Origin of the sequence: Streptomyces sp. NPDC004435 (assembly GCF_042873895.1) — a bacterium.
Lineage (GTDB): Bacteria > Actinomycetota > Actinomycetes > Streptomycetales > Streptomycetaceae > Streptomyces.
The window spans coordinates 1-25,557 of record NZ_JBIAMB010000003.1; the positions used below are offsets into that span (position 1 = coordinate 1).

A 25,557-nucleotide genomic window follows, 5' to 3' on the forward strand; every position below is an offset into this window, starting at 1 on the left:
CGGTGAGCCAGCGGGCGAGCAGGGGTACGTACCAGAGGCTGCGGAACTGGGTCCGTGCGATCTCCTCGATCTCGGCGGGCGTGAGTTCGGCCCAGTCGTCGGCGGCGGCTTGCAGGACCTGGCGTACGTCGGTGACCTGGACCTCCGTCACGCCGAGGCGGGTCGCCAGCGGGGCGAGGACGCGGCGGCTGAGGGTGGTGACGACCAGGTTGCCGCCGTACCGGAAGTAGCAGAAGGGCACGCCGTTGGGCCAGTGGCCGTCCCTCGGCGCGATGTTGACGAGCAGCACGACCGGCAGGGTCGGGCCGCCGGTCAGGCCGGTGGAGCGGAGCAGGTCGAGCAGGGTGAGGGCGGCCGCGCCCTCGGGGTCGGGTCCGCCGAGCGGCAGGACGGTCGGTGTGGCGCCGAAGAGGGTGGCGATCCGGGCGGACTGGCGGGCCAGGGCGTTGGGGTCGGCACAGTCGGTGAGCGAGACGACCGGGGGGAGAGACATGACGGGTTCGTCGCCGTTCTGTCGAGGGATGGCATGGTTCATACGGTCTGGCGGCTTCTGGGCGTGATCATCTGGTTCGGGTGGGTCCGGGATGCGCCGGCGGCCGGGCCGGGGCAACAAAAAAGGACCCTCCGTCTCCGGAGGGTCCGTCGCATCCTGTGCGCACACGGCTTCGCTAGCGAAGCGCCTCCGGGGGCGGGGGCATCATTCGCATCATGGCGAGGGTGGCGGTGTGCAGCATGGGCGGGACGATAGCACCCACCCGTGGCCCCGCGTCCACCCGTCCACGGAGCGGGCGGGGCGGGACGGTCCGCCGAACGGTCCGCCGGACGGGCCGGCCGGCGGACTGTCCGGGGGTGGCTCAGAGCATCGCGGTGCGGGAGCTGCGGGTGTTGCGGACGGTCACCGTGGCGATGTCGGAGCGGTAGCGGTCGTCCGACCACTCGATCGGCGCGCCCTGGGAGTCGGTCGTCAGCCGGCGTTCCCGCAACAGAGGGAAGCCTTCCGGGACTTCGAGGAGGCGGGCGTCGAGGGCGTCGGCGGGCACGGCGTCGAAGGTGTGCCGCGCGGAGTGCAGGTCCACGCCGTCGGCCGTCAGCAGCGCGTAGATGGACCCGGCGTCCAGGTCGGCGCCGAGCAGCCGGCGGCCGACCGGCTCGACGTACGTCATGCGCTCCAGCATGGCGGGGCGCCCGTCGAGCAGCCGCAGGCGCACGAGCTGGACGGCGAGGTCGTCCGGGTCGGTCTCCAGCGCCGCCGCGATCTCCGGCTCCGGCCGGCGCAGGGCGATCTCCTGGAGGCGCTGACCGGGCACGTGCCCGGTCAGCTCGGCCCGGCGGGTGAAGGAGAGGAAGGACTCGAAGGGCTGCGCAGGAACGGCGTCGAGGACCGTGGCCCGCTTGCCCTGGCCGCCGCCGATGAGCCCTTCGTCCCTGAGGGTGGCCAGCGCCTGGCGCACCGGCCCGCGTGACGCGGAGAACTCCTCGCACAACTGCGCCTCGGACGGGACCGACTCACCCACGCCGAGGTCGCCGCGACGGATGCGGCGGCGGAGCTCGTCGGCGATGGAGCGGTGCAAGGGAGTAGCCATGTCCGGACCCTACCCGCCCTCCGCCGCATGATCCGGAGGCCGCCGGGCAGGTGGATGAACTCTCGGTGACTTGTCCATACAAGTGCTTGTCGCATGGTCCGGGCGACTGTCAGGTTCTTGCCGTACCCGCTCCCCCGACCGCTCCGGCAAGGAGACGAACCATGGCCGAAATCGGCATCCACAGACGGGCGATGCTGGCGGGCGGCGTCGCAGCCGCGCTGACCGCGACCGCCGCCGCGACGACCACCGCCACCGCCGCACCCCCGAACGCGCCGGCCGCCTCGGCCGACGGCGGCGCGCCCGTCCGGGCCGCCGTGCTGGAACACCGCGACCAGTGGACCCGTGCCACGGGCCTGGCCGAGCTGCTGCGCCGGGCGGGGGTGACGGTCGTCCCCCTCGACCTCGCCCGGCCGGCGGACGGGCAGCGGGATCCCGTGGACCTCATCGCCTTCGGCAGCTTCACCAACAACGACCCTCGCTACGACGCCTACCTCGCGGCCCACGGCGCCTCCTTGAGCGCCTTCGCCGCGGCCGGCGGCGTGGTCCTCGACCTGGCGCAGTCCGACCAGTTCGGCGCGCGACCCGCGTACCTCCCGGAAGGGCTCGGGGCCGTCAGGACCGACGCCGACCACGACACCGTGCACCCGACCGCGCCCGGGCACCCCCTGGTGGCCGGCCTCCGGACCGCGGGCGGCCTGCTCTTCACCGGGCGCGCCCCGGGCATCCGCGTGAGCTGGGAGACCGTCCAGGAGTGGCGCTCGATGCGCGTCCTGATGGCGTGCGACGCGAGCGGCTTCCCGCCCGCGCTCCTGGAGGGCCGGCACGGCGAGGGCCGGTTCCTGGTCTCCAGCCTGACCGTCGACAAGTGCTTCGACGCCTCGGGCGCCGCCGTGCAGCCCGCGGCCGCCGTCGAGGACAGCGTCGCCTTCTTCGCGGCGCTGGCCGGCTACGTCCGCCAGGTCCGCGCCGGCACGGCGCCCGCCGTGACGCCCACCCCCATGCCGCCGGAGACGCCGGCCGGGCCGCTCGTCGGCCACGTCGGGACGACCGGCGCGAGGATCTGGGCGCGGCCGGGACTCGACGCCGCCGTGCACCCGGTGTGGCGGTGCACCTTCCGTACCGGCTCCCGGCCCCGGCGTACGGTGATCACCGAGCTTTCCGAGGCGAACGACCGGACGCTGCTGGTCGACCTCTGCGGGCTGCGCCCGGGGACCTCGTACGAGTTCTCCCTCGAGCCGTTCACGCCTTCGCCCGGCTTCACCCCGCTCACCGGCTCGTTCACCACCGCCCCGCCGCCGGGCCGGCCGAGCGTCGTCACGATGGGCCTGGGTTCCTGCGCGCCCTCGGTGCCCAGCCACGTGTGGACGAGGGTGCGGGACGAGGGGTGCGACAGCTTCGTGATGCTGGGCGACACGCCGTACGTGGACAGCTCCGACCTCGCCGTCGCCCGCCGCAAGCACCGCGAGTTCCTGGTCCAGCCGGAGATCTCCCGGCTGATCCGCTCGATGCCGGTGTGGGCGACGTGGGACGACCACGACTTCGGCGGGAACGACAAGCACGGCGACCATGCGGGGAAGGCGAGCAACCGCACCGCGTTCGTCGACCACCGCGCCAACGCCACCTTCGGTCACGACGACGAGGGCGTCCCGCTCACCGACCGCGGGGCCGGCGAAGGGGTCTACACCTCCTTCCGGCGCGGCCCGATCGAGGTGTTCCTGCTCGATCCTCGCTGGTTCAGCCGTACGGAGCCCAGCTGGGCCGACCCCGCCAAGCCGACCTGTCTGGGGCGGACGCAGTGGGAGTGGCTGCGGGAGCGGCTCCGGGAGAGCACCGCCCCGTTCAAGGCGCTCGCGACGGGGATGATCTGGGACGACAAGCAGAACCCCGAGTCGGACGACTGGGGCCACTACGCGCACGAGCGGGACGCGATCCTCGACTTCGTCGCCGCCGAGCGGATCCCCGGCTGCTTCCTCGTCGGCGGGGACATCCACGTCTCCCGCGCCCTGAACTACGGGCCGCGCGTCGGGTACGACCTCTGGCAGTTCATCGTCAGCCCGCTGCACGACCGGACGATCCCGAGCCTGAACGTGCCCAGCCCCCATCTGGTCCACAGCGCGGTCGAGCCGCACACCTTCCTGAAGCTGGTCGCCGACACCACCGTGAGCGACCCCACCCTCACCGCGACGTGGATCAACCGTGACGGCCGACGGCTCTTCGAAGTACGCCGGACAGCATCGGAAATGGGCCACCGCGCGTGACGGGAAACATCCGGCCGACCACCAGATGAACAACCGACGACTTGTCCATACAAGCCATTGACCGGGGTCGGCGGCGGCTGACAGCGTGCCGTTGCCGACCCCCGTACCTCACCTCGCACGTCGCCTCGTGCCTCACCTCGCACGTCGCCTCGCGCTTCACCTCGTGCCCCACCTCGCGCCTCACTCCGGCCCGACGCGTCGCGTCGCGTCTCCTCCCCCTCGCGTATCGGAGCTCATCGTGCCCACCCGCCGCCCCGCCCTCGCCGGCCTCGCCGGCCTGCTCGTCGCCGCCCTCACCCTGACGGCCTGCGGAGACGGCTCCTCCGAGTCCGCCTCCGCCACCTGCCCCGACGGCCGGATCCGCTTCGGCGTCGAGCCCTTCGAGGACCCCGTCAAGCTCACCCCCGCCGCGAAGGTGCTCGCGGACGCGCTCTCGGAGAGCCTGGACTGCCCGGTCGAGCTGACGATCACCGAGGACTACTCCGCCGAGGTGCTCGCCATGGAGAACGGCAAGCTCGACATCGCCCTCTTCGGCCCGCTCGGCTACGTCTTCGCCGAGAAGCGCGCCAAGGCCGAGGCCCTCGTCTCCTTCGGCGACCAGAAGGGCGTCCTCTCCAGCTACACCGCCGGGATCTGGGTGCCGAAGGGCTCCCCCGTGACCGCGGTCGACGGACTGCGCGGCCGTTCCCTCGCCCTCGGCTCGATCGGCTCCACCTCCGGGGACGCCCTCCCCCGCAAGGCACTGCTCGACGCGGGCCTGAAGAAGGACGAGGTCAAGGTCACCTACGCGGGCGGCCACCCCGAGGCGCTGCTCGCCCTGGTGAACGGCAAGGTCGAGGCCGCCGAGATCAACTCCCAGCAGCTCGCGAGCGCCACCGCCTCCGGCACCTTCGACGCGTCGGAGTTCACCAGGATCTGGACCTCGGACCCGATCCCCAACGACCCCATCACCGTCCGGGGCGACCACGACCCGGCGTTCAAGAAGGCCGTCAAGGACGCCCTGCTGAACCTGCCGGCGGACAAGGTCGGCGAGATCGGCGCCCTGCTCGACGTCGACCCGCCGGCCCCGCTCGTCGCCGTCGACAAGTCCACGTACAAGCCGCTGTTCGACCTCGCCGAGACCCTCAAGCTGACCGAGAAGGACGTCTGATGCTCGCCCTCACCGGGATCACCGTGCGCTACGGCGACCGGCAGGTGCTGCACGGCGTGGACGTCACCGTCGCCCATGGCGAACTGCTCGCCGTGCTCGGTGCCAACGGCTCCGGCAAGTCGACCCTCCTGCGTGCCGCGGCCGGCCTCGAACCGATGGCGGCGGGCTCCGTCAGGCTCGGCGGGGAGCCCTGCGACCCGCTCGACATCGCGATGGTCTTCCAGCACATCCATCTGGTCCGGCGCCGCACGGTCCTCGACAACGTGTGCGCGGGCGCCCTCGGGCGCCTCGCGCTGCGCCACTCGCTCGTCCCCGCGCTCTTCCCGCGCGAGGTGCGCGAGGAGGCGATGGCCTGCCTCGACCGCGTCGGGCTCGCCGACCGCGCCCACGACCGGGCCGGCAGCCTCTCCGGCGGGCAGCAGCAGCGGGTCGCGGTGGCGCGGGCGCTCTGCCAGCGCCCTCGGGTCCTGCTCGCCGACGAACCCGTCTCCGCGCTCGACCCCGCCGCCTCCGAGCAGGTCCTCGGGCTGCTCGCCGAGCTCGCCCACGAGGAGGACCTCGCCGTCCTGGCCGTGCTCCACCAGCCCTCGCTGGCCGCCCGGCACGCCGATCGCGTCGTCGGCCTGCGCGACGGACACGTCGTCCTCGACGGGCCCCCGCGCCACGACGTCGAAGTCCTGTACCAGCCCACGATCCTGAAGGCCGTCCGATGACCACCCTGACCCCCGAGGTACGGCGCCTGCCCGTGCCCGCCAAGCCGCGCCGGCCGCGCGCCGCGCTCCTGGGCGCGGCGGTCACCGCCGTCGTCGTCGCCGCCCACGTCCTGGCCTGGGACGCCACCGAGATGTCCTTCGGCGCGCTCGCCGAGGGCTGGGGCGGCATGGTGGACTTCCTCGCCGAGGCCATTCCTCCGGACCTGAGCTGGGAGGTGCTGCGGCCCAGCCTCGAAGGCGCCCTGGTCACCCTGTGGATCGGCCTGCTCGGCACCACCCTCTCGGTGCCGCTCTCGCTGGCCCTGGCGCTGCTCGCGGCCCGCGGCACCGCGCCGTCGAAGGGGGTCTACCAGGCGGCGCGGTCCCTGTTGTCGTTCCTGCGCGCCGTTCCCGACGTCGTCTTCGCCCTCGTCTTCGTCACGGCGGTGGGGCTCGGGCCCTTCCCCGGCGTGCTCGCGCTGCTGCTCCACAACGTCGGCGTGATGGGCAAGCTCTGGGCGGAGGCCCTGGAGGACGCCGACCCCGGCCCCGCCCAGGTCCTGCGCTCGGCGGGCGCCTCTCGGATCCAGACCGCCGCGCACGCGCTGCTGCCGACGGTGACACCCCAGCTGATCGGCCTGCTCCTGTACCGGCTCGACGTCAACGTGCGGTCCTCGCTGGTGCTCGGCCTGGTCGGCGCCGGCGGCATCGGCTTCCTCATCAACCAGTCGATCAAGCTCTTCCAGTTCGACGAGATGCTGACCCACATCCTCGTCGTCCTGGTCCTGATCGTGGCCGTCGACCGGCTGTCGGCGGCGATCCGGCGCCGCCTCGCATGACGGCCGCTCTCCCCCACCCGACTCCCGGCGGAGATCCCGTGACCGCACCCTCTCTCCCTCCCCCCTCCCCCACGGCGGCCGTCTGGTCCGGCCCCGACGGAGGCTTCGCCCTCATCCGGCAGCCCCGCCCCGAACTGGCGCCCGGCGAGGTGCTGGTCCGCGTCGAGCTGGCCACCCTGTGCGGGAGCGACCTCCACACCCTCGCGGGCGACCGGCCGACCCCGGTCCCGACGGTCCTGGGCCACGAGGCCGTCGGGTTCGTGGAGGAGGTGGCCGGGCCTGTCCGGACCGCGGACGGCCGGCCCGTCACGCCCGGACAGCGCGTGACCTGGACGGTCGGGGCCTCCTGCGGGTCCTGCCGCCGGTGTACGCGAGGTGTCCCGCAGAAGTGCGCGGAGCTGCGCAAGTACGGGCACGAGGCCGTCGACGGGCGCTGGCGGCTCAACGGCGGCTTCGCCACCCACTGCCATCTGCTCGCGGGCACCGGTCTGGTGGAGGTGCCCGCGGCGCTGCCGGCCGCGGTGGCGGCGCCCGCCAGCTGCGCGACGGCCACCGTCGTCTGCGCGGCCCGGCGGACGGAGCTGTCGGCCGGGGACGCCGTGGTCGTGCTCGGCTGCGGGATGCTCGGCCTGACCGCGATCGCGTACGCCCGCGACCGGGGCGCGGAGCACGTGGTCGCCTGCGACGTGGACGAGAACCGGCGCGGGCAGGCCCTGGCGTTCGGGGCCACCGCCGCGTGCGAGCCGGACGAGCTGCCCGGGCTCGCCGAGGCGTACGGGGCCGACGTCGTCCTCGAACTCTCCGGGAGCGCCCGTGCCGTGCGGTCGGCCCTGGACGTCGTCGGCGTGGACGGGCGGGTCGCGCTGGTCGGCTCGGTCTCGCCGGGCCCGCGCGTGGACTTCGCGCCCGAGGCCTTCGTGCGCAACCTCTCGCGCGTCGTCGGCACCCACAACTACACGGTGGACGACCTGGCCGAGGCGGTGCGCTTCCTGGCGCGGACCCCGGTCCAGGGGCTGTTCGCCGCTCTGGTGTCGCCGGCGCTGCCGCTGGGCGAGATCGACGCGGCCGTCGCCGCCGCCCGGGCCGGAACGGCGCCGCGCGTCGCCCTCCACATGGACACGGAGTGACGAAAAGGTAGCCGAGTGTGACGATCTGCCGTGTCCCGGCGTGCTCACCTTGCCCCGCGGGCGCATCCTGACAGCAGGGCCGGACACCCCCTGGCCGACGAGGAGGCCGCGTGGGACCGAGCAACCCGGCGGAGAACGCCGAACCCCGGCCACGAGGCGGGTCGCCGCTCGCCGGTGTCGCGGCGGCCCTGCTCGACGCCGACGGCCGGATCGTGTGGTGGTCGAGGGCCGCGCAGCGGCTGCTCGGCTGGACCGGCGAGGAGGTGACGGGCCGGCCCGCCCATGAGGTCCTGGGCGAGGTGGCGGCCGACCTCGACGGCGCCCCCGCCGGACGGCCGGCGCGGCTGCGGCACCGGTCGGGCCGGGTGGTGGAGGCGGACGTCCGGGTCTCCGGCGCGGACGGTTCCGCCGAGCGGCTGGTCCTGGCGCTGGTGCCCGACGAGGTCTGCGGCTGGGACCAGGACCGGGACATCGCGCGGGCGCTGCTGGCGCAGGACGGCATCGGCGTCGCGCAGTACGACATCACCGGACGGCTCGTGCGGACCAACGGGGCCATGGAGGCGCTCCGCCCTCCGGGGGCCGCCGAGGACTGGCTGTCCCGGCTGGCCGCCCGGGACGGGGGCGGTACCGCCGGGGAGGCGTTCGAGGACGTGGCGGCCACCGGGGTCCCGCTCGCCGGGCGGGTCTACGAGCTGGGACCGGGAGACGGCGCGGCGGGGCTGTCCGTGTCGTGCTTCCGCATCGACGACGTGCTCGGGACGCCCCGGGGCGTGATGGTCGAGGCGTCCCGGGTGGCGAGGGCGGGCCCGCACCTGGACGCCGCGTACCGCAGGGCGTTCGAGATCGGGCAGTCCCTCGACGTGGTCCAGGTGGCGCAGGACCTCACCCGGGTGCTGGTGCCGGCGCTGGGCGATCACGCGACGGTCGACTATCCCGAGGACGTGCTGGAGGGCCGCGACCCGGTGCCCGGCTATCCGGGCCAGGAGGCGTCGGCGCCGCGCCGGGTGGCGGTGCGGACCTCCGACGGCCCGTGGCCGGCCCGGCTGATCCAGGTGGGCGAGGCGATCCCGCGGGTGGCGGAGACACCGGAGATCGCGGCCAAGTTCGTCGGGGACGTGCTCGTCGCCGACGCGGAGCAGGCCCGGCGGATCCTGGGCGACGACCCGGAGCGGATCGCCCGCTTCCTGCCCGAGGGCACGCACGCCTCGCTGGGCTGCCCGCTCTACCGGCGAGGGCGGTTCTTCGGCTACGCGGCGGTGTACCGCACCTGCGGCGCGACGCCCTTCGACGAGACCGACATCCGGCTGATGCACGATCTGTGCGCGCGGACCGCGACCGCCATCGACAACGCCTTCCGTTTCGCCCGCGAGCACCAGACGGCGGTCGTCCTCCAGCGGAGCCTGCTGCCGCCGGCGGCGACGCGCAGTACCGCCGCCGAGACGGCCGGTTTCTATCTGCCCGCGGGCGGTTCGGTCAGCGTGGGCGGTGACTGGTACGACGCCTTCGACCTGTCGTCGCTCCGGGTCGGACTCGTCGTGGGCGATGTCGTCGGGCACGGTCTGGAGGCGGCGGCGACGATGGCCCGGCTGCGCACCGCCGTCCAGACCCTCGCCGAACTCGACCTGCCTCCGGACGAGTTGCTGGCCCGGCTGGACGATCTGGTCCGGCGGATGCAGATCGAGGCCGAGTATCCGGACACCGTCGGCGGCTCCTGCCTGTTCGCCGTCTACGATCCGGTCGCCCGCACCTGCCGGATGGCCTCCGCCGGGCATCCGCCGCCCGCCCTCGTCACCCCGGCGGGCGAGGTGGCCTTCGTGCCGCTCACACCGGGGCCGCTGCTGGGCGTCGGGGACCACCCCTTCGAGGTCACCACGCTCACCCTGCCGCCGGGGAGCACGCTCGTCTGCTACACGGACGGGTTGCTCGGGCGGGATGTGGCGGCCGGGTCGGAGCGGCTGAAGGCGGATCTCGCCGACCTGGGCCGGGACTACGGAAGCCCGGCGTCGCTCGGCGACGCGCTGCTCGCGCGGAACCCGCACGCCGAGAACCCGGGCGACGACATCACCCTCCTGCTGGCGCGTACGCACGCCGTGCCCGAGGAGTCCACGGCCGTCTGGGAGTATCCCGCGGACCTCGCCGCGGTGAGCGAGGCACGGGCCGACGTCCAGGCGCGGCTCACGGAGTGGGGGCTGGACGAGCTGCTGTTCAGCACGGAGCTGATCGTGAGCGAGCTCGTCACCAACGCCATGCGGTACGCCGGCGGGCCCATCACCGTGCGCCTCTTCCGGGACAGGGTGCTGGTGTGCGAGGTCTCGGACCCGAGCAGCACCCAGCCCCGGCTCCGCCGCGCCCTGGTGACGGACGAGGGGGGCCGGGGCCTCTTCCTGGTCGCCCAGCTGACGAGCCGCTGGGGCAGCCGCTACACGACCCGCGGCAAGACGATCTGGACGGAACAGGAACTGCCCGAACCCGTCCGGCCCCGGTGAGCCGGCGCCCGGCGGGTGGCCGCTGTGCCCCCGCTCATGCGGGAGTGACGACGACGGTACGGCCGTCGGGGTCGGTCAGGACCCGGCGGCGGGCCTCGCCGGCGCCGGCGGGGGCGGCGAAGCCGAGGCGGACCGGGCCGGTCGCGGCGCGGCCGGCCGCCGGGTACAGCTCCAGGACGGCACCGTCGTCGAGGACGGCGGCGTAGTGCTCCGGCCCCGTGCCGTGCCGCTCCCGGACGAAGGTCGCTCCCAGTGCGGCGTAGAACGCGCGGCAGGCTTCGAGACGATCGGTGTAGATGACGACGAGGTCGATGCGCAGGGGTGTCTCCTCCGGTCCGGTGGCGTACGCGTGCGAGAACGCCCACGCGATGACGTCGCGCGGTGCCGCACCGTACAGGACCGGGTTCCCCCCGGCCCACCGGATTTCCCCCGGCTACCGGGTCCCCGGCGGGGCGTCGGACATGAGGTCGTTCCTGAGGTCGCCGAGGATGCGGGAGAGGATGCGGGAGACGTGCATCTGGGAGAGGCCCACCCGGAGGCCGATCTCGGCCTGGGTCAGGTCCTCGCCGAAGCGGAGCCCGAGGATCTCGCGGTCGCGGGCGTCGAGGCGGGCGACGAGGGGTGCGAGGGACTCCAGGTCGTCGACGAGTTCGTAGCCGTGCTCCGTGACGGCGGTGCGGCGGCCGACGGTGCCCTGCGGGGCGCTGTCGTCGTCCTCGGCGCCGACGGGGGCGTCGAGGGAGTGGACGGTGTAGGCCTTGGCCGCCAGCTCCCCCTCCGCGATCTCGGCCTCCGTGAGGTGGAGGCGGTCGGCGAGTTCGGCGCGGCTGGGGCGGTGGCCCTCGTCCTGTTCGAGGGCGTCGGAGGCCCTGGCGAGGGCGATGCGCAGCTCCTGGAGCCGCCGGGGGACGTGCACGGTCCAGCCGGTGTCGCGGAAGAAGCGCTTCATCTCGCCGATGACGGTGGGCAGGGCGAACGCGGAGAATTCGACGCCGCGGGCGGGGTCGAAGCGGTCGATCGCCTTGATGAGCCCGATGGTGCCGACCTGGACGATGTCCTCGGCGGGTTCGGGCCGGCCGCGGAAGCGGCGTGCGGCGAACTTGACCAGGCTGAGGTTGAGTTCGACGAGCGTGTTGCGGAGGTAGGCGTGCTCAGGGGTGCCCTCGTCGAGGTCACGGAGCCGTGCGAAGAGGGTCGCGGAGAGGGCCCGGGCGGCGTCGGTGGAGACCTCGGTCGGGCGTTCCGGCGCGGCCAGGCCGTCGAGGGCCCGCCGCCGGACGGCGGCCGCCGGGGGCGTACCGCGGGATCGGGCGAGGGTTTCCGGGGATCGGCCGGTGGACATGAGCGCTCCTTCGGCGGTTCCTGTGGACCTGCGCCGTCGCCTCCGGGGAGGCGGGGTGGTCTCCGACTGTCGTCGTCACGTCCCTCCCGGGAAGGAGGGCCTGCCCTCCCGAGTGTCCGCCTTGTGGGCATATGCGTCAATTTTTACGTGAATTTCGCTTCCTATATCGGAGGGGGGCGGCACCGACCGCACACGTCCGCTCACCCGCCGGCACGGAAGCCCACGGCGAGCCCGTGCCGGACGGCGGGACGAGGTGGCGCGATCGTCGCCTCGGGCGGCTTCGCGCACCGGCTGGGCGACCCGGAGCGGAATCAGGCCATCGCGGTGCGGCCGGCCGAGCTCGCCTCCGCGAAGGGTGCGGGGGCGGGCGGCTCGCCCTCGCCCGGGTGCGGCACGGGGCGAGGGCGCGGCACGACTCCCCGGCACCCGGCCGCGCGACCTGGAGGCGAACCTCTCGGCACCGGCCGCCGAGCTGTCCGACGACCAGCTCGCGGCGCTCGCGGCGGCCGCACCGCCCGAGCGGATCGCGGGCACCCCGCCACGACGCGACCGGCCGTTCCCCCACCGGCCACCGAGGCCCGCCGCCGCCCCCGTCCCCCGCCGAAAGCGGTGGCGGCGAGACCGTGGAGACGGTCTCAAACTTTGACCACAATTCGCCCACACTCTCGCCCCAACTCCCGTGCCGATGCTCTAGATTGACCATGCTTCAGCCGATCGGGCACTCGGCGACCACTCGTGCCCTTCATGTCCGGCGCCATGCACCACCAGCAAGGGCTCCCCCGGTACCAGTCGTGGGGGAATGTTCGGTTCTTCGGGTCCGGGAGGACCTCGGGTGCGGGGAGCGCCCCGGGTCTCCACGGGTTTCCGCGCACTTCGTGAGTCCCGGCACGGCGGGTGATCCCGCCGCGCCGGTGTGAGTCGTGCACGCACTTCACCGGAGCCTGGGGGGTTCTGTGCGGCAAGGGGGATTAGCCAGCCCGTTTCCGTCGACGCGCGAGCGTCCGGCGGGCGGGACCATCGACCAGCCCGCCGTCGAGTGGGAACAGCGCTACCGCCGTACCGTCATCATCAGCGACACCGTGACCACCGCCGTCGTGGTGACCGCGATCGGCGACTTCTTCGGGGTCAGGGACGCCGCCGACTGGCATGAGAAGTGGGGCTTCCTGGCCTTCGGCACCCATCTGCTGGTGCTGGCCTCGCTCGCGGTCGGCCGCGCGTGGGCGCCGGCCGTGCTCGGGCAGGGCGCGGAGGAGTTCCGCCGGCTCGGCCGTTCGCTCTTCGCGGCGACCGTCGTGCTCGCGCTCGGCGGGATCGCCCTGACCTCGCGGAACATCAAGCTCTGGATCTTCGTCGCCGTCCCCGCGATCGCCCTGGTCACGATGACCGCGCGCTATCTGCTCCGGCTCTGGCTGCACAGACAGCGCAAGGAAGGGCGCTGTCTGCGGCCGGTGCTCGCGGCCGGGAGCGCGGACACCCTGCGCGACCTGATCACCCGGACCCGCAAGTTCCCGCACCTCGGCTGGCGGGTGGAAGCGGTGTGCACGACGGACGGAACGGGGCCCGACGGCGACCACCTCGACGGGGTGCCGGTCGTCGGGCCGCTGGCGGACGTGTCGAACCACGTGCGCCGCGACGGCTACCGGGTCGTCGCGGTGACGCCGGACCCGCACTGGTCGCCGGACCGCTTGCGGCGGCTCGCCTGGAACCTGGAGGGCAGCGACGCCGAGATGGTCGTGGCGCCCGTGCTGATGGAGGTGGCGGGGCCGCGGCTGCACGTCGACGCGGTGCTCGGGATCCCGCTGCTGCGGGTCAGCATGCCGGCCTTCACCGGCGGGCGCCGGGCGGTCAAGGAGGTCGTCGACCGGCTGGGCGCGGCGGTCCTGCTCGTCCTGTTCGCGCCGCTGATGCTGCTCGTCGCGCTGCTCGTGCTCGCCGACAGCCGGGGCGGGGCGTTCTACCGGCAGCGCAGGGTCGGCAAGGACGGGCGCGAGTTCACCATCCTCAAGTACCGCACCATGGTGGCCGACGCCGACCGGGCCCGCTCCGGTCTCGCCGGACTCAACGAGGGTGCGGGACCGCTGTTCAAGCTCCGCAGGGACCCGCGGGTGACCCGGGTGGGGGCGGTGCTGCGCCGGTACTCGGTCGACGAGCTCCCGCAGCTCCTCAACGTCCTGGCCGGTTCGATGTCGCTGGTGGGGCCGCGCCCGCCGCTGCCCGAGGAATCCGCCGCGTACGGCCCGGACATCCGGCGGCGCCTCCTGGTCAAGCCCGGGCTGACCGGACTGTGGCAGATCAGCGGGCGGAGCGACCTGTCGTGGGAGGAGACGGTCCGGCTGGACCTGCGGTACGTGGAGGACTGGTCGCTCGCCCTGGACACGGTGATCCTGTGGAAGACGCTGCGTGCGGTCCTCCACGGGCAGGGGGCGTACTGATGCGCGGGGGACGGCGTCGCCGTTCCGCCGGCGCCGGGACCGCAGGCCCGTGGGGCCTGCATGGGGGGAGGAACGCGTCATGAGGGTCAGCGTTTTCGGGCTCGGATACGTGGGCTGCGTGTCGGCCGCGTGCCTGGCGAGCCTGGGGCACGAGGTCGTCGGGGTGGACGTCAACCAGGTCAAGGTCGACCTGGTGAACGACGGCAAGGCCCCGGTGGTCGAGGAGGGGATCGGCGAGCTCGTCGCCGAGGTGGTCGGGACCGGGGCGCTGCGCGCCACCGCCGACGTCCGCGAGGCGATCGCGCACAGCGAGGTGTCGCTGGTCTGCGTGGGCACCCCGTCGGAGCCCAACGGCAGTCTGTGCACCACGTACCTGGAGCGGGTCACCGAGGAGATCGGGGCCGCGCTCGCCGAGCGCGGCGGCCGGCACACCGTCGTCTTCCGGAGCACCATGCTCCCCGGCACCTGCCTGAACTTATTGGTCCCGATCCTGGAGAAGTACGTCGGCGGGACGGCCGGCGTGGACGTCGGGGTCGCGGTGAACCCGGAGTTCCTGCGCGAGGGCACCAGCGTGCGGGACTTCTTCGACCCGCCCAAGACCGTCGTCGGCGAACTCGACCCGGCGAGCGGCGACGTGGTGGAGGCGCTCTACGACGGACTGCCCGGCGCGGTGTTCCGGGTCCCGGTCCCCACCGCCGAGGCGATCAAGTACGCGGACAACGCCTTCCACGGCCTCAAGATCGGTTTCGCCAACGAGCTGGGCGCGGTGTGCCGGGCGCTCGGGGTCGACTCACACCAGGTCATCGACGTCTTCCTGGCCGACCGCAAGCTGAACATCAGCCCCGCCTATCTGCGGCCCGGCTTCGCCTTCGGCGGCTCCTGCCTGCCCAAGGACCTGCGCAGCCTGGTCCACGCGGCGCAGCGGGCCGACGTCTCGGTGCCGATCCTCTCCCATGTGCTGCCGTCCAACGCCGACCACCTCCAGCGGGCGGTGGACCTGGTCGAGCGCACCGGCAGGCGCCGGGTGGGCCTCTTCGGCCTCTCCTTCAAGCCCGGCACCGACGACCTGCGGGAGAGCCCGCTCGTCGAACTGGCGGAGCGGCTCTTCGGCAAGGGGTACGACCTGCGGATCCACGACGCCAACGTGAGCCTCGCCCGGCTGCTCGGCGCGAACCGCGAGTACATCGAGACCCGGCTGCCGCACCTGGGGCGGCTGCTCGCGGACTCCGTCGGCGAGGTCCTCGACCACGCCGAGGTGGTCCTGGTCGGGACCAGGGACCCGGCCGTCCTCGCGGCGCTGCCCCGGGGCGGCACCCCGCTGATCATCGATCTCGTCCGACTTCCCGACGCCGACGCGCGCCGGACCGAACCGGGGTACGTGGGCCTTGCGTGGTGACTCGACCAGCGGCGACCGGGCACACCGGCGCGCGCTGATCCTGGTGGAGAACCTTTCGGTGCCGTTCGACCGGCGCGTGTGGCAGGAGTGCACGACGCTGCGCGACGCGGGCTGGGAGGTGCACGTCATCTGTCCCCGGGGCAGCAAGCGGGACACGGAGCCGGAGGCGGTGATCGACGGGGTGCGGATCCACCGCTACCCGCTGCGCGCGGCCACCGGAGGTCCGGCCGGCTACCTGCGGGAGTACGGATCGGCGCTGTGGCACACCGTCCGGCTGGCGCGGAAGGTCGGCCCCGTCGACGTCGTGCACGCCTGCAACCCGCCGGACCTGCTGTTCCTGCCCGCCCTGTGGCTCAAGCGGCGGGGGGCGCGGTTCGTCTTCGACCAGCACGACCTGGTCCCCGAGCTCTACCTGTCCCGGTTCGGACGCGGCGAGGACCTGCTGTACCGGGGGGTGTGCGCGCTGGAGCGGATGACGTATTGGGCCTCGGACGTGGTGCTCGCCACGAACGAGAGCTACCGGGACGTGGCCGTGCGCCGGGGCGGGCGGCGGCCGGAGGACGTGTTCGTGGTGCGCAGCGCGCCGGACACCGACCGCTTCCGGCCGGTGCCGCCCGAGCCGGAGCTGAAGCGCGGCAAGCCCCATCTGCTGTGCTACCTCGGCGTGATGGGCCCGCAGGACGGCGTCGACTACGCGCTGCGGGCGCTGGCGAAGCTGCGGGACGAACTCGGGCGGACCGACTGGCACGCGGTGTTCGTCGGCGCCGGGGACACCTTCGACGCGATGGTGCGGCTGGCCGGGCGGCTCGGGATCGCGGAGCACGTGGAGTTCACCGGGCGCGTCCCCGACGCGGAGCTGGTGCGGTGGCTGTGCAGCGCCGACGTGTGCCTCTCCCCCGACCCGCGCAATCCGCTCAACGACGTGTCGACGATGAACAAGGTCCTGGAGTACATGGTGATGGGCCGGCCGATCGTCTCCTTCGACCTCAGGGAGGCGCGCGTCTCCGCCGGTGAGGCCGCCGTGTACGCCCCCGCGAACGACGAGGCCGCGTTCGCCGCGCTGATCGCGGGACTGATGGACGATCCGGAGCAGCGGGCCCGGATGGGGAAGATCGGCCAGGAGCGGATCCACGGGCCGCTGTCCTGGCGGAACTCCCAGGAGGCGCTGCTCGCCGCGTACGCCGCGGCCTGCGGCGACCGGGGCCCGGCGGCGGGCGGCGCCGACCGGGCGGGGAGGCCGCGCCGTTGAGCGACGACACGATACGCCTGGTCACGATCGGGCGGATTATCCGTCGGCGCGGACGGCTCCTCACCCTCCTCGCCGTGCTGGGCGCGCTCGCCGGGTACGGCACCTCGCTCCTCGTCCCGCCGCGGTACACGACGTCGGCGTCGGTGCTGCTGCCCGGGGCGTGGGAGGAGCGCGAGCTGCTGACGCAGACGCAGGTCGCGACCAGTTCGGTGGTCCTCGACCGGGTGTCCGCCGGGCTCGGCGGGACCGGGCCGGTCGGGGACGAACTGCGCGAGCGGGTACGGGCCGAGGCGGCGGACGGGAACATCATCAAGATCTCGGGCACGGCCGGCACCCCGGAGGGCGCGCAGCGGCTCTCCGACCTGGTGGCCCGGGAGTTCGTCGGCTTCGCGACCCGGATCGTCGGCGACGACGCCGACCCGGAGGCGGCGGCGCGGCTCCGGGCGCTGCGGCAGGCGGTGGAGCGGACCGGCCGCCGCGTCACCGAGCTGGCCGACGCGGCCGGTCCCGGCAGGTCCGTGGAGAGCGTGCAGACCCGCACCGAGCTCGCGAAGCTGAACACCTCCCTCCAGGGGGCCATGGACAAGCTGGAGCAGGCCGCGCCGACCGCGGGCAAGGCCAACATGGTCGTGATGGGGGCGGCGGCCCGGCCGAAGGGCGAGACGCCGCCGACGCGGGCGCAGCTCGTCGCGGCCGGAGCGCTCCTCTTCTTCCTGCTCGCGGTCGTCGGCCACCTCGCCGCCGCGCGGGTGAGCCGCCGGCTGCGGACCGAGCCGGAGGTCGCGGCGGCGCTGGGCACGCCGGTCCTCGGCACCGTCGACGTACCGGGTGAGCGGGCCGGGAGCAGCGAGGAAGGCCGAGCCCCGGGTGAATCGTCCGAGCCCCGGGAGGAGGGCCGGGGTGCGGGGGCGTGGCTCCGCCGGCCGCTCGGCCTCGACGTCCGGTGGGACGTGCCCGTCCCGTACGTCTCCGGGGACGAGGCGGGCCGGCTCGTCCGCTACCGGCGGGTGTGCGCCCGCCTGCGGGACGGGTCGCCGGCCGGGGCGCGGCTGCTCGTCGTCGTCCCGGACGGTGACGGGACCGCCCGACGGGCGGCCGGGCGCCTCGCCGCCGAGGCCGCCTCGGCCGCGGAGGGGCCCTCGCTGCGGGTGGTCGAGGTGCCGGTGGACCGGCCGATGGTGCCGGACCGCGACGACGAGTCCGGCGCGCTGATCGTGCTCGGCGCAGGCGCCTGGACGGCGGCAGAACTCGCCGGGATCGCCGAGGCGTGCGCCGACGGCGGACACGAGCTCGTCGGCGTCGTCCTCGCCGGCCTGGTCAGGACCCGCCCGGCGCGGTCGGCGGGGCGGCGGGCCGCCGTCCCCGCGCGTCCGGTCCCGGACGAGACCGCGGAGGCCGCACGGTGACGACGCGTACCACCCCGGAGCCGGCGCCCGCCGCTCCGCTCCTCGACCTGCACACGCTGGTGGTGACGGTCCGCAGGCGGCGGCGCCTCTGGGGCTCCATGGCCCTGCTCGGTCTCGTCGGCGGCGCGGGGACGGCCGTCCTGCTGCCGCCGGAGCCGACCGCGGTCACGAAGGTGCTCGTCGCGCACCAGGAGGACCAGCCGACCGACCCCGGGACGCTGATCCGCACCGATGTCGCGCTGCTGCACACCACGCGGATCGCGGGCCGGGCCCTGGAGGCCCTCGGGTCGCCGGAGAAGCCGGAGGACTTCATGAAGGAGTACGAGGGCAGCGGGCTGACCAACAACGTGCTCCAGATCGAGGCGACCGGTGACGGCGAGGCCGAAGCGGTGGCCCGGGTCAGGGCGGTGGCCGACGCGTTCGTCGAGGACCACGTGCGGCGCCTGCGGGAGGCGGCGGACGCCGAGGCGCGGACCCTGCTCGACCAGCGGGACCGGCTGCGGGACGAGCTCGCGGAGGTCAACAGGGCGATCGGCGACGACACGCCGGAGAGCGGGTCGGGGGCTTCGGCGGACCGGGAGTCGCTGTTCGCCCGGCGCGCCGAACTGACGTCACAGATCACCGAGTTCGGCCAGCGCGCGGCGCAGGCGCGGGTCGGGACGCCCCGGCTCGTCGCCGGCACCCAGATCGTGGACGCGCCCCGCGCCGTACGGCACTCGGTGCCCGCGACGGCCGCCACGAACGCCGGGATCGGCCTGGCCCTCGGTCTCGCCCTGGGGCTCGCGGTGGCGGCGGTCGGCACGGTGGTGGCGGACCGGCCGGTGCTGCGCCGGGACGTCGCCGCGCATCTGGGAGCCTCGGTGATCGCCGAACTCCCCCGGGCGACACGTGGCTTGTGGCGGCGCCGGCGGATCCGGGCGGCCCAGGCGCGGCTCACGGTATCCCTGGCCCGCACCGTGCGCGACTCGGCGGAGCCGGTGTCGCTGCTGGAGCTGGGCTGCGCGCGGGCGGCGGGCGGGCTCGCCCTGGACCTCGCCGCGGCCCTGCCGGCGGAGCGTCCGGCGGTCGTCGTCGACGGTCTGCCCGACGCGCGGCTCGCCGGCCGGCGGCCGAGGCCGGGCGGGCCGGTGGTGGTCGGCGCGCAGGACGCCACGGCCGGTGCACGGCGGGAACTCCGGCTCGGCGTCGGCTCGGTGGCGCCCGGCACCTCGTGGACCGACCTGCCGTACCTCGGCACACGGACGGTGCTCGTGGTGCGGGCCGGGCACGGCAGCGCGGCGTGGCTGCACACCGTGGCCCGGCAGCTCGCCGAACAGCACATCGAGGTGATCGGCGTGGTGCTGATCGACCCCGACCCCCGGGACCGGACCGACGGCACCCTCTGGGACGCGCCGCCCTCCCCGCCGCGCGGCGCGGGAAGCCGGACGTCCCGGCAGCACGAGGTCGGCAGGCCTCGGATCGAGCGGCTGCCGAAGTGGGCGGCGAGGGTCCCCGACAGCGAACAGGAGGCGCGGTAGACATGTGTGGCATCGCGGGTACCTACCGGTGGCCGGACGGGAAGGCCGTCACCGACCGGCTCACCGACGTCCTCGCCCACCGCGGCCCCGACGGGGCGGGCCGGTACGGCCACGCGGCCGGGGACGGCGAGGTCCACCTGGGCCACCGCCGGCTGGCCGTCGTGGACCTCTCCCCCACCGGCGCCCAGCCGATGGTCTCGGACGGCCTGGTCCTGACCTACAACGGCGAGCTGTACAACGCGCCGGAGCTGCGCGCCGAACTGGCGGCGGCCGGGGTGCGGTTCCGCGGCACCTCCGACACCGAGGTGCTGCTGGAGGCGTGGCGGCGGTGGGGCACCGACTGCCTGCCCCGGCTGCGCGGCATGTTCGCCTTCGGGATCTTCGACGAGCGGAGCGGTGAGCTGGTGCTCGCCCGCGACCAGCTCGGCGTCAAGCCGCTGTTCCTGCTCCGGCGCGGCGGAGGGCTGGTCTTCGCCTCCGAGCTCAAGGCGCTCGCCGCCGCGACCGGCGGCGGCCTGGAGGTGGACAAGGCGGCGCTGGTGGCCTCGCTGCTCTACTACTGGGTGCCGGACTCGCGGTGCGCCTACCGCGAGGCGGAGAAGCTGCCGCCGGGGAGCTGGCTCCGGATCACGCCCGACGGGCGGGAGCGGCGGGGCACGTTCTGGCGGCTGAAGGACGTGGCCGCCGAGGGCCGGGAGCGGGCCCGCTCCGGCGAACTGCCGGACCTCGCCGCCGTGGTGGAGGATTCCACCCGGCGCCACCTGCTCTCCGACGTGCCCGTGGCGACCTTCCTCTCCGGCGGTCTGGACTCCAGCTATCTGACCGCGCTCGCGGCCCGGGAGCGGCCGGGGATCTCCGCCTACACGATCGGGTTCCGCGCCGAGGACGCCCGCTTCGAGGCGATGCCGGACGACCTGGGATACGCCCGGAAGGTCGCCGCGCGGTACGGCGTCGACCTGCACGAGATCGAGATCGCGCCGGACGTGCTCGATCTGCTGCCCCGGATGACGTACCACCTGGACGAGCCGATCGGCGACCCCGCCGCGATCAACACCTATCTGATCTGCTCGGCCGCCCGGGAGGCCGGGGTCAAGGTGATGCTCTCGGGGATGGGGGCCGACGAGCTGTTCGCCGGCTACCGCAAGCACCTGGCCAACCTGCTGGCGCTGCGCTACCAGCGGGTCCCCCGGCCGCTGCGGCGCGGTGTGTCCGCCGCAGTGGACCGGCTGCCGGTCGCCTCGGCCCGGCGCGGCTACCGGTCGGTGCGGTTCGCCAAGCGGTTCCTCTCCTTCGCGGACCTGCCGGAGGAGACGGCCTTCCGCCGCAGCTACACCATGTACGACCGGGCCGAGCTGCTCGCGCTGGTCGATCCCGACCTGGCCGGGACGGTCGACGACGTGCTGACCGAGCACGCGGACGTCTACGAGGACAACGACCTCGACGACTTCGTCAACCGGATGTGCCTGGGCGACGCGCGGATGTTCCTGCCGGGCCTGAACCTCGCCTACACCGACCGGTCGAGCATGGCCGCGTCGACCGAGGTGCGGGTGCCGTACGTGGACGTCGAGGTGGTCCGGGCGGCGTTCGCCGTGCCCGGCGACCGCAAGATCGTCGGACGGCAGGGCAAGGCCGTCCTCAAGGAGGCGGCCGCCACGGTCCTGCCCCGGGAGATCGTGTACCGGCCCAAGGGCCTCTTCAGCGCCCCGCTGCGGGCCTGGATGAGCCGGGACCTGGCGCCGCTGGTGCGCGAGGTGGTGCACGACGGCGTCCTCGTCGGCTCCGGGCTGCTGCGCCGCGACGCGCTGGCGCGCATGGTCGCGGCGGACGCGGCCGGGCACGGCGACTACTCCAAGCACCTCTGGCACGTGCTGACCCTCGAACACTGGTACCGCGAGGCGACCTCCGGGTCCGTCCGGCACGCCGACTCGAACGCGTAGAGAAACAAGGGGACTTCCGGTGAAACAGGTTGTGCAGAACTACAAGACCGGCGAGCTGGCGGTGCTCGACGTGCCCACCCCGGGGTGCAAGCCGGGCGGGGTCCTCGTCCGGACCTCCTACTCGCTGATCTCGACCGGCACCGAGCTGATGAAGGTGTCCGAGGCCGGCATGTCGATGGTGGGCAAGGCCCGCTCGCGGCCCGACCAGGTCGCCAAGGTCATGCAGAGCGTCGCCACCAACGGGGTGCCCGCCACCTACCGCAAGGTGATGGGCAAGCTCGACTCGTACACGCCGCTCGGCTACTCCCTGTGCGGGGTGGTCGAGCAGGTCGGCGACGGCGTCGACGACGTGAAGGTCGGCGACCTCGTCGCCTGCGCCGGCAACGAGCACGCGCTCCACGCCGAGGTGAACTGGGTGCCGAGGAACCTCTACTCCAGGGTCCCGGACGGCCTCGCGCCCCGGCACGCGGCCTTCGGCACCGTCGGGTCGATCGCCCTCCAGGGCGTCCGCCAGGGCGAGCCCCGGCTCGGCGACGTGGCGCTGGTCATCGGCCTGGGCCTGATCGGGCAGCTGGTGGTGCAGCTGCTGACCGCCTCGGGGGCCCGTGTCGTCGGCGTGGACCCCGACCCGGCGCGCTGCGAGCTCGCCGAGCGCCTGGGCGCGGCGGCCTGCGGCGATCCGGCGTCGGCGGCCGTGGAGGCCGCGGTCGCCGAGCTGACCGACGGGCACGGCGTGGACCAGGTGTACCTGGCGGCCGGCGGCGCCGACAACCAGCCGGTCGAGCTGGCGGCGCGGCTGTGCCGGGACCGCGGCCGGGTCGTGGACATCGGCAAGTGCCGCCTCGACCTGCCGTGGAACGCGTACTACGAGAAGGAGCTCGACGTCCGCTTCTCCCGCAGCTACGGACCCGGGCGGTACGACCCGGAGTACGAGCTGGAGGGGCGGGACTATCCGATCGGCTACGTGCGCTGGACCGAGCGCCGCAACCTGGCGTGCTTCCTCGACCTGCTGCACCGGGGCCGCGTCGACGTGGAGCCGCTGGTCTCCCACATCGCCGGGTTCGACGACGCCGTCGAGACGTACCGGTCCCTGAAGGACGGCGATCTGAAGGCCGTGGCCGTGCTCTTCCGCTACCCCGGACAGTCCGTGGAGGCGGCGGCGCCCGAGGTCGCGGTGCCGGCCGTGCGGGGGGAGCGCCGTCCGGTCCGGGCCGTCCGGGGGCCGGTGCGGCTCGCGTTCGTCGGCGCGGGGAACTACGCGACGTCGATGCTGCTGCCGCACCTGGTCGGCCGGGACGGCGTCGAGCTGTCCACGGTCGTCACCACGACGGCGCTGTCGGCGGCCAACGCGCGGCGGAAGTTCGGCTTCGCCGCGGCGACCACCGACCTCGACGCGGTGCTCGGCGACCCGTCCGTCGACGCCGTCTTCGTCGTCACCCGGCACAGCTCGCACGCCGCGCTGACCCGCAAGGCGCTCCTCGCCGGGAAGGCAGTCTTCGTCGAGAAGCCGCTGGCGCTCTCCGAGGAGGAGCTGGCCGGGGTGCTCGCGGCCGTGGAGGAGTCAGGCAACGACCGGATCCAGGTCGGCTTCAACCGCCGCTTCGCACCGCTGCTCCAGGAGGCCAGGCGCCGGTTCGGCACCCGGACCGGCCCCGCGAGCCTGCGCTATCTGATCAACGCGGGCCGGCTCCAGCACGGCAGCTGGTACCTCCGGCAGACCACCGAGGGCTCCCGGTTCGCCGGCGAGGGCGGTCACTTCATCGACACGGCGAGCTGGCTCCTCGGCGCCGACCCGGTCTCCGTGTACGCGACGGCCACCCCCGGCAACCACGACCTCCAGGTGGTCCTGGGCTACCCGGACGGCTCCACCGCCACCCTGAGCTACGTCACCACCGGCGCCTCGGCCTTCCCGAAGGAGACCCTGGACCTGCTCGCGGACGGCAGGGTGCTGAAGCTCGACGACTTCGTCCGCGCCTCGGTCCACGGCCCCGAACGATGGGTCAGCTCCCGGCTCCCGAAGGCCCGGGACAAGGGCCAGAACGCGGAACTGGCCGCGTTCGTCCGGGCGGTGCGGACCGGCGGGCCGATGCCGGTGCCGCTGGAGTCGCTGGTCGCCACCACCGCGGCCACCCTCGCCGTCCAGGCCGGTCTGGCGAGCGGCGCGCCGGTGACGCTGGAGCGGGCGCGATGAGCATGAGCCCGGGCTGGTACCTGCGGCGGCTCTCCCGGATGGGGCCGCGCGAGGTCGGCGGCCGGACCGTCGACACCTTACGGCGGCGGCGGTGGCGCTCGGCGCGCCCCCGCTGTCCTCGGGTGACCGGCGCCCGGTTCACGGCCGTGCTGCCGGCCGGGGCGCTCGCCGCGGTGCCGCCGGACGCCGCGAAGCGGCTCGTCGCCGAGGCGGACCGGCTGATGGCCGGGCACGTCCGCTACTTCGGGGTCGACCGCGACGACCTGGCCGACCCGGACTGGTGGTTCGACCCCAGGACCGGCCGCCGGGCTCCGTGGGGGTACGCCTTCGACGTGCCGTACCGGGACGAGGAGGCGGTCGGCGACATCAAGCAGATCTGGGAACCGTCCCGGCACCAGTACCTCACCGTGCTCGCCGCCGCCTACGCGGTCACCGGGGACGAGCGGTACGCCGAGCGGGTGGCCGGCCACCTGAAGTCGTGGTGGGCGGCGAACGCGCCGCTGCGCGGGGTGCACTGGACCAGCGGCATCGAGCTGGGCATCCGGCTGCTCTCCTGGGTGTGGATCCGCCGGCTGCTCGACGGCTGGCCGGGCGCGCCGGGGCTGTTCGAGGACAACCCGGTGGCGGTGCGCCAGATCTGGCACCACCAGCGGTGGCTGGCCGCCTTCCCCAGCCGAGGGTCGTCGGCGAACAACCACGTGGTCGCCGAGGCCGCTGGGCAGTTCGCCGCCTCCTGCGCGTTCGGCTGGTTCCCGTCCTCGGCGCGGTGGCGGGCCGACGCGCTGCGGTCGCTGGAGCGGCACCTGCGGAGCAACACCTTCCCGTCGGGTCTCAACCGCGAGCTGGCCACCGAGTACCACGGGCTCGTGCTCGAACTCGGCCTCGCCGCCGTCGCCGAGGCGGACACCGCCGGGGTGCCGGTGCCGCCGACGGTGCGGCTGGTGCTGCTGCGGATGACCGACGCGCTCGCCGCCGTCGTCGACGACCGGCTGCGGCCGCCGCGCCAGGGCGACGCGGACGACGGGCACGGGCTCGTGGTGGACGGCCCCGCCACCGACCGCTGGGGTTCGCTCCTTGCCACCGGGGACGCCGTCTTCGGCCGGCTCCCCTGGTGGCCGGAGGTGCCCGGCACCGATGTGCGCACCGCGCTGCTCGGCGCGCTCGTCCGGCCGTACGGGAAGGGCGGCGCGGCTCCGGCCGTGCGCCGCCCGGCGGAGCGGCCGGCCCACTTCGCGGACGCGGGGATGACCATCCTGCGCGGTCCCGGCGGGATCTGGTGCCGCTGCGACGCCGGACCGCACGGCTTCCTGTCGATCGCCGCGCACGCCCACGCGGACGCCCTGTCCGTGGAGGTGCGGCACGACGGGGTGGACGTGCTCGCCGATCCGGGGACGTACTGCTACCACGGGCAGCCGGAGTGGCGGCGCTACTTCCGGTCCACCCTCGGCCACAACACCCTGGAGTGGGGCGGCGCCGACCAGTCCGTCTCCGGCGGCCCCTTCCTGTGGACCCGGCACGCCGGCAGCCGTGTGCTGGTCGCGGACCCGGGCGGGGAGCCGGCCCGCTGGTGCGCCGAGCACGACGGCTACCGGCCCGTCACGCACCGCCGCCGGGTGGAGCTGAGCGCGGAGGCCCGGGAGCTGCGCGTGGTCGACGAGGTGCGCGGCGAGCGGGGCGAGGTGCGGCTGGTGTTCCACCTGGGCCCGGCGATCGGGGCGGAGCTGGCGGGGAACCGCGCGGTGCTCACCTGGGACCGCGACGGCGAGGACCGCTCGGCCGGGCTCGACCTGCCCGGGGAGCTGTCCTGGCGGGCGCACCGGGGCGAGACGGGGCCGCCGCTGGGCTGGTACTCGGCCGGGTTCGGCCGCAAGGAGCCGAGCACGACGCTGGTCGGCACCGGCTTCGCCGACGGCGTGCGGGAGTTCACGACCCTGCTCAGGTTCCACGGCTAG

General features: G+C 74.3%; 17 protein-coding genes and 1 pseudogene. 14 read left to right on the top strand and 4 right to left on the bottom strand.

Annotated elements, in window-relative coordinates; all coding sequences use genetic code 11:
• Together ACFYT9_RS05550 and ACFYT9_RS05555 are read right to left on the bottom strand one after the other, a co-directional pair.
• Positions 1–493 (bottom strand): annotated as a pseudogene (locus ACFYT9_RS05550) (hypothetical protein); the annotation flags it as partial.
• A 361-nt stretch (positions 494–854) separates the two neighbouring features.
• Positions 855–1,583: a GntR family transcriptional regulator gene (locus tag ACFYT9_RS05555; RefSeq protein WP_389161113.1), complete on the bottom strand. Its 729-nt coding sequence runs from the start codon at positions 1,581–1,583 to the stop codon at positions 855–857.
• 161 nt (positions 1,584–1,744) lie between these two features.
• Here ACFYT9_RS05555 and ACFYT9_RS05560 point away from each other — a divergent pair, with 161 nt between their 5' ends.
• The 6 genes from ACFYT9_RS05560 (at position 1,745) to ACFYT9_RS05585 (ending at position 10,135) form a co-directional block, all read left to right on the top strand.
• On the top strand, positions 1,745–3,841 hold the full coding sequence (locus ACFYT9_RS05560) for an alkaline phosphatase D family protein (RefSeq protein WP_389161115.1): 2,097 nt from the start codon (positions 1,745–1,747) through the stop codon (positions 3,839–3,841).
• 238 nt (positions 3,842–4,079) lie between these two features.
• Positions 4,080–4,991 (top strand): phosphate/phosphite/phosphonate ABC transporter substrate-binding protein, encoded by a 912-nt coding sequence (locus ACFYT9_RS05565; RefSeq protein ID WP_387272562.1) that lies wholly within the window; start codon positions 4,080–4,082, stop codon positions 4,989–4,991.
• A complete protein-coding gene (locus ACFYT9_RS05570) occupies positions 4,991–5,704 on the top strand; it encodes a phosphonate ABC transporter ATP-binding protein (RefSeq protein ID WP_389161117.1) in 714 nt (237 codons plus the stop codon). Before ACFYT9_RS05565 ends, ACFYT9_RS05570 begins: the two co-directional genes overlap by 1 nt.
• Positions 5,701–6,522, top strand: a complete 822-nt coding sequence (phnE, locus tag ACFYT9_RS05575) for a phosphonate ABC transporter, permease protein PhnE (protein ID WP_376595371.1) — start codon at positions 5,701–5,703, stop codon at positions 6,520–6,522. The genes ACFYT9_RS05570 and phnE overlap by 4 nt, the downstream gene beginning before the upstream one ends.
• 38 nt (positions 6,523–6,560) lie before the next feature.
• Positions 6,561–7,649 (top strand): zinc-binding dehydrogenase, encoded by a 1,089-nt coding sequence (locus ACFYT9_RS05580; protein WP_389161118.1) that lies wholly within the window; start codon positions 6,561–6,563, stop codon positions 7,647–7,649.
• Positions 7,650–7,759: 110 nt separating this feature from the next.
• Positions 7,760–10,135 (top strand): SpoIIE family protein phosphatase, encoded by a 2,376-nt coding sequence (locus ACFYT9_RS05585; protein ID WP_389161119.1) that lies wholly within the window; start codon positions 7,760–7,762, stop codon positions 10,133–10,135.
• 34 nt (positions 10,136–10,169) lie between these two features.
• Here ACFYT9_RS05585 and ACFYT9_RS05590 read toward each other — a convergent pair whose 3' ends face one another.
• Positions 10,170–10,559 (bottom strand): VOC family protein, encoded by a 390-nt coding sequence (locus ACFYT9_RS05590; protein ID WP_389161645.1) that lies wholly within the window; start codon positions 10,557–10,559, stop codon positions 10,170–10,172.
• 9 nt (positions 10,560–10,568) lie between these two features.
• On the bottom strand, positions 10,569–11,477 hold the full coding sequence (locus tag ACFYT9_RS05595) for a SigB/SigF/SigG family RNA polymerase sigma factor (RefSeq protein ID WP_389161121.1): 909 nt from the start codon (positions 11,475–11,477) through the stop codon (positions 10,569–10,571).
• A 953-nt stretch (positions 11,478–12,430) separates the two neighbouring features.
• Between ACFYT9_RS05595 and ACFYT9_RS05600 the strand changes: the two genes are divergently transcribed.
• The 8 genes from ACFYT9_RS05600 (at position 12,431) to ACFYT9_RS05635 (ending at position 25,557) form a co-directional block, all read left to right on the top strand.
• On the top strand, positions 12,431–13,909 hold the full coding sequence (locus ACFYT9_RS05600; RefSeq protein WP_389161122.1) for a sugar transferase: 1,479 nt from the start codon (positions 12,431–12,433) through the stop codon (positions 13,907–13,909).
• 79 nt (positions 13,910–13,988) lie between these two features.
• On the top strand, positions 13,989–15,305 hold the full coding sequence (locus ACFYT9_RS05605) for a nucleotide sugar dehydrogenase (RefSeq protein ID WP_376595365.1): 1,317 nt from the start codon (positions 13,989–13,991) through the stop codon (positions 15,303–15,305).
• Positions 15,295–16,554, top strand: coding sequence for a glycosyltransferase family 4 protein (locus ACFYT9_RS05610; protein ID WP_389161124.1), 1,260 nt, complete (start codon positions 15,295–15,297; stop codon positions 16,552–16,554). Before ACFYT9_RS05605 ends, ACFYT9_RS05610 begins: the two co-directional genes overlap by 11 nt.
• On the top strand, positions 16,551–17,960 hold the full coding sequence (locus tag ACFYT9_RS05615) for a Wzz/FepE/Etk N-terminal domain-containing protein (protein ID WP_389161126.1): 1,410 nt from the start codon (positions 16,551–16,553) through the stop codon (positions 17,958–17,960). Before ACFYT9_RS05610 ends, ACFYT9_RS05615 begins: the two co-directional genes overlap by 4 nt.
• Entirely contained in the window at positions 17,957–19,477 is a 1,521-nt protein-coding gene (locus tag ACFYT9_RS05620; protein ID WP_389161127.1) for a Wzz/FepE/Etk N-terminal domain-containing protein, read from the top strand. The genes ACFYT9_RS05615 and ACFYT9_RS05620 overlap by 4 nt, the downstream gene beginning before the upstream one ends.
• A 2-nt stretch (positions 19,478–19,479) precedes the next feature.
• Positions 19,480–21,414, top strand: coding sequence for an asparagine synthase (glutamine-hydrolyzing) (gene asnB, locus ACFYT9_RS05625; RefSeq protein WP_389161129.1), 1,935 nt, complete (start codon positions 19,480–19,482; stop codon positions 21,412–21,414).
• A gap of 19 nt (positions 21,415–21,433) precedes the next feature.
• Positions 21,434–23,605 (top strand): bi-domain-containing oxidoreductase, encoded by a 2,172-nt coding sequence (locus tag ACFYT9_RS05630; protein ID WP_389161131.1) that lies wholly within the window; start codon positions 21,434–21,436, stop codon positions 23,603–23,605.
• Positions 23,602–25,557, top strand: coding sequence for an alginate lyase family protein (locus ACFYT9_RS05635; protein ID WP_389161132.1), 1,956 nt, complete (start codon positions 23,602–23,604; stop codon positions 25,555–25,557). The genes ACFYT9_RS05630 and ACFYT9_RS05635 overlap by 4 nt, the downstream gene beginning before the upstream one ends.